Source organism: Cupriavidus sp. R6-3, from assembly GCF_059772245.1.
The window spans coordinates 1-5,008 of sequence record NZ_JCBAJO010000287.1 but is presented as its reverse complement, the minus strand read 5'-3'; the positions used below and the strand labels follow the sequence as shown (position 1 = coordinate 5,008).

Sequence of the window (5,008 nt, the reverse complement as noted above, 5' to 3'; positions counted from 1 at the left end):
ACGACGCGCTGGCCTGCCCCACCGTGCCGGTGGTGGCGCCGCCGATCGCGCCGCTGGTCGCCGATGACGCGCTGTTTACGCGCACCAATGCGCTGCTGCTGCGCAATCCCTCGACCATCAACTTCCTCGACGGCTGCGCGATCTCGCTGCCGTGCCACCAGCCCGACGAACTGCCGGTCGGACTGATGCTGGCGCACGGCCCGATGCGCGACGCGCCGCTGCTGGGCACGGCGCTTGCATTGGAAGCCGTGCTCGCGCCGGGGCCGCAGGCCTGAGCCGGGATCCCGGACGGGGTGACGGCACGCGACAACCCGCAGGACAACCTAGTGGACGACCCAGTGGACGAGCCACCGCTGGCGGCGCAAGATCCACGCACGCGCGCGCAACGATCGAGCGCACCGATCAGGCGCCAAGACGACGCGCAACGACGCGGTAAAGACACAACCAGGAGAGAAATGATGCAGCGCAAGGGATTGCTGAAGTCGATGTCTGCGTGCGGGCTGCTCGCCTGCGCCTTCGCGATGGCGCCGCTGGCGCAGGCCCAGGTCAAATGGGATCTGCCGACCGGCTATCCGGCCAACAACCCGCACACGGTCAACCTGGACCAGTTCGCCAAGGAGGTCAGCGCCGCCACGCAGGGCAAGCTGGCCATCACGCTGCATCCGAACGGCTCGCTGTTCAAGGCCAACGAAATCAAGCGCGCGGTGCAGAGCAACCAGGCCCAGGCGGGCGAGGTGCTGATGTCGCTGCTGGAGAACGAGAACGCGCTGTTCGGCGTCGACGCGGTGCCCTTCCTCGCCACCGGCTTCGATGCCTCGTACAAGCTGTGGCAGGCGCAGCGCCCGGTGATCGACCGCCTGCTGGACCGCCAGGGCATCAAGCTGCTGTATGCGGTCGCGTGGCCGCCGCAGGGCATCTACGCCAAGAAGGAAATCCGCTCGGGCGCCGACATGAAGGGCCTGAAATGGCGCGCCTACAATCCGGCCACCACGCGCATCGCGCAGGCCGTCGGCGCGCAGCCGATGACGATCCAGGCGGCCGAGCTGTCGCAGGCGCTGGCCACCGGCGTGGTCGACAGCTTCATGTCCTCGGGCGCCACCGGCGTCGACAGCAAGGTCTGGGAGAGCCTGTCGCACTTCCATACGGTCGATGCCTGGCTGCCGAAGAACATGGTGATCGTCAACAAGCGCGAGTTCGACAAGCTCGACAAGCCGTCGCAGGAGGCGCTGCTGAAGGCCGCGCAGGCCGCCGAGACCCGCGGCTGGCAGCGGATGCGCGAATACACGCAGCAATCGCTCGACACGCTGGCCAAGAACAAGATGACCATCGTCAAGCCCACGCCGCAACTGCAGGCCGACATGAAGAAGATCGGCGACGAGCTGCTGGCCGAGTGGGAAAAGAAGGCCGGACCCGAGGGCAAGGAGATCATCGCGGCGTATCGCAAGTAAGGCGAACAAGGTGGTGCCGGCCAGCCCGTGACTCCCGTCGTCCCTGCGAAGGCAGGGACGACAGCGGCTCGCGACGAGACAGCTGGTCCTCGCCCTCGCGGGGACGGCAGCATGACACCGGCGCGGCATCGCCCTCCGCTTCCCTCCCCCAGCCTTCCGGACGCATCATGACTTCCCGCTTCCAGTGGTTCTACCAGGCGCTCGGCGCGCTGGCCGCCGTCTTCATCTGCCTGACGCTGCTGATCGAACTGGCCATCATCATCGGGCGCTTCGCCAATTTCCAGATCGACGGCGGCGACGCCTATGCCGGCTATTTCATGGCCGCGGGCTCCTTTCTTGCACTGGCCGCGACGCTGCGCCAGGGCGACCATATCCGCGTGACGCTGATCCTGCAGCGTCTGCACGGCAGGCCGCGTGTCTGGGTGGAGATCTTCTGCCTGGCGGTGGCCACGCTGCTGACCGCGTACTTCACCTACTACGCGGGCAAGCTCGCGTACGACTCGTACATCTATCACGACATCTCGCAGAACACCGACGCCACGCCGCTGTGGATTCCGCAGCTGTCGATGGCGGTGGGCCTGTTCGGGCTGTTCGTCGCCTTCGCCGAGGAGTTCGTCTACGTGCTGCGCACGCGCCGTCTGCCGCGCGAGGAAAGCGGCGAAATGGCGCGCACCGAGTAACGCCGACGTATCGACCGGTCAGCCCCCACAGGAACGCAACCACATGGATCTCTGGATCACCTTCTTCCTGATCGTCGCCATCTTCGCCGTGCTCGGCGCCGGCGTCTGGATCGGCATCGCGATTCTCGGCGTCGCCTGGATGGCGATGGAGCTGTTCACCAACAAGGTCGGCGGCGAATCGATGGCGCTGACCGTCTGGGGCTCGCTGTCGAGCTGGACGCTGACGGCGCTGCCCCTGTTCATCTGGATGGGCGAGATCCTGCTCAAGACCAGGCTGTCCGAGGGCATGTTCCGCGGGCTGTCGCCGTGGCTGCAGCGCCTGCCCGGCCGGCTGCTGCATGTCAACGTGATCGGCTGCACGATCTTTGCGGCGGTGTCGGGCTCGAGCGCCGCGACCTGCGCGACGATCGGCAAGATCTCGCTGCCCGAACTGGCCAAGCGCGGCTATCCCGAGTCGATGGCAATCGGCTCGCTGGCGGGCGCCGGCACGCTGGGCCTGCTGATTCCGCCGTCGATCATCATGATCGTCTATGGCGTCACCGCCGACGTGTCGATCGGCAAGCTGTTCATCGGCGGCGTGCTGCCGGGCCTGATGCTGGCGCTGCTGTTCATGGGCTACGTCGCGGTCTGGGGCTGGCGGCATCGCGATGCGATCCCGGTGCCCGAGCATCGGCTGGACCTGCATGCCAAGCTGGCCGAATCGCGCCACCTGATCCCGGTGGTGCTGCTGATCGGCGCGGTCCTGGGCTCGATCTACGCCGGCATCGCCACCGCCACCGAGGCAGCCGCGCTCGGCGTGGTGGGCGCGCTGGTGCTCGCGCTGGCGCAACGCACGCTGACGTGGGAAACGTTCCGCGATTCGCTGATGTCGGCGACGCGGCTGTACTGCATGATCGCGCTGATCCTGGCCGGCTCGTCGTTCCTGACGCTGGCAATGGGCTTCATCGGCCTGCCCCGCCATCTGGCCGAGTGGATCGTCGGCCTGAACCTGACGCCGTTCATGCTGATCATCGCGCTGATGGTGTTCTTCATCATCCTGGGCTGCTTCCTCGACGGCATCTCGATGGTGGTGCTGACGATGTCGGTGCTGCTGCCGACCATCCAGGCGGTCGGCATCGACCTGCTGTGGTTCGGCATCTTCGTCGTGCTGGTGGTCGAGATGGCGCAGATCACGCCGCCGGTCGGCTTCAACCTGTTCGTGCTGCAGGGGATGACCCGGCGCAATATCAGCTATATCGCCTGGGCCGCCTTTCCCTTCTTCGTGCTGATGGTGGTGGCGGTGCTGCTGATCTGGGCCTTCCCCGGCCTGGTGACCTACCTGCCCGCGCAGATGAAGATGTAGGCGCCATGCGTGCGATCGTGATCGGGGCCGGCGTGATCGGCGTGTGCTCGGCCTGGTATCTGCGCGAGGCCGGCTTCGAGGTCACCGTGCTGGACCGGCGCGCCTCTCCCGCGCAGGAGACCAGCTTCGGCAACGCCGGCGTGATCGCGCCCGGGTATGTGACACCGTGGGCCGCGCCCGGGATGCCGGCCAAGGTGCTGCGCACCCTCTTCGCCAGTACCTCGCCGGTGGTGTTCCGCCCCAGCGCCGACCCCGCGATGTGGCGCTGGATTGCGCGCTGGCTCGGCGAATGCCGGCTCGAACGCTACCGCATCAACAAGCTGCGCATGCAGCGGCTGGCCTTCTACAGCCGCGCCTGCCTGCACCAGCTGCGCGACCAGCTGCAGATCGACTACGAGCAGTCGCAGGGCTATCTGCAGCTGTTCAGGACCGAGCGCGATCTCGACATGGCCCGGCCCGCGCTGGCGCTGCTGCGCGAGAACGCGGTGCCCCACCGGCTGATCGATGCCGCCGAATGCCGCCGCCTCGAGCCCGGCCTCGCTCCGGACACCGCGCTGGCCGGCGGGCTGCATCTGCCCGAGGACGAATCGGGCAATTGCCCGATGTTCACGCGCCGGCTGCGGCAATTCGCCGAGGCGGCGGGCGTGCGGTTTCAGATGGACACCACCGTTCACAGCATCGGGGCGCCGCGCGACGGCGTGCTGTCCGTATCGACCCGGCACCAGGGCAACGAGTCGATCCTGCGCGCACCGCACGTCGTGGTGGCCGCCGGCGTCGCCAGTGCCGCGCTGCTGCGCCCGCTCGGCCTGCGCGTGCCGCTGTATCCGGTCAAGGGCTATTCGGCGACGGTGCCCGTGCGCGATGCCCTGCAGGCGCCGCTGGCCGCGCTGATGGACGAGTCGTACAAGGTCGCGATCACCCGCATGGGCAATCGCATTCGGCTGGCCGGCACCGCCGAGCTCGGCTCGCGCAAGCTTGACCTGCGCCAGGCCGCGGTGCGCACGCTGCTGAAGGTAGGACGCGACTGGTTCCCCGGCGCCGCCAACTACGGCGAAGCCTCGCTGTGGACCGGTGCCCGGCCGATGCTGCCGGACGGACCGCCCTTGATCGGCGCCACCGCCGTGCCGGGGCTGTTCCTCAATCTCGGCCATGGTTCGACCGGCTGGGCGATGGCCTGCGGCTCGGGCAAGCTGCTCGCCGCCCAGGTGGCCGGCGCGGCGGCCGAGATCGACCTGGAAGGGCTGACGCCGGACCGCTACGGCCTCGGTCCGCGGCGATGAGCCGCTTGCCGGCGGCGCTGCGATAATGCGCCGATGACGCCCTTCTCCTCTCCTGCCGCCGCGGGGACGGCCGCCGGCGGGACGGCCGCTGAGACCGCCGTGACCGCCGAAATCGCCGAAGCCACTGCGAATGCGGACTGGCTGCGCTTCGATCCGGCCAGCAGCACGCCGGTCCCCTTGTTCGACAGCGCCGCGATCCGCCGGCTCGAACAGGCCGCCTACGCCGGCCTGTCGCCGTTCACGCTGATGGCCCGTGCC

At 68.4% G+C, this 5,008-nt stretch carries 4 protein-coding genes and 1 pseudogene; all 5 read left to right on the top strand.

Annotated elements, in window-relative coordinates; all coding sequences use genetic code 11:
• Positions 1–275: pseudogene (locus AC6EI8_RS24050) on the top strand (amidase); the annotation flags it as partial.
• Positions 276–458: 183 nt separating this feature from the next.
• Positions 459–1,448, top strand: coding sequence for a TRAP transporter substrate-binding protein (locus AC6EI8_RS24045; protein ID WP_149318946.1), 990 nt, complete (start codon positions 459–461; stop codon positions 1,446–1,448).
• 167 nt (positions 1,449–1,615) lie between these two features.
• Entirely contained in the window at positions 1,616–2,128 is a 513-nt protein-coding gene (locus AC6EI8_RS24040; RefSeq protein ID WP_226106494.1) for a TRAP transporter small permease, read from the top strand.
• 43 nt (positions 2,129–2,171) lie between these two features.
• Complete coding sequence (locus tag AC6EI8_RS24035) at positions 2,172–3,470, top strand: TRAP transporter large permease (protein WP_149318853.1); 1,299 nt, start codon at positions 2,172–2,174, stop codon at positions 3,468–3,470.
• A 5-nt stretch (positions 3,471–3,475) separates the two neighbouring features.
• The gene (locus AC6EI8_RS24030; RefSeq protein ID WP_226106495.1) at positions 3,476–4,750 is read left to right on the top strand and encodes a D-amino acid dehydrogenase; all 1,275 of its coding nucleotides are present in this window, start codon (positions 3,476–3,478) and stop codon (positions 4,748–4,750) included.
• The last annotated feature ends 258 nt before the right edge of the window (positions 4,751–5,008 follow it).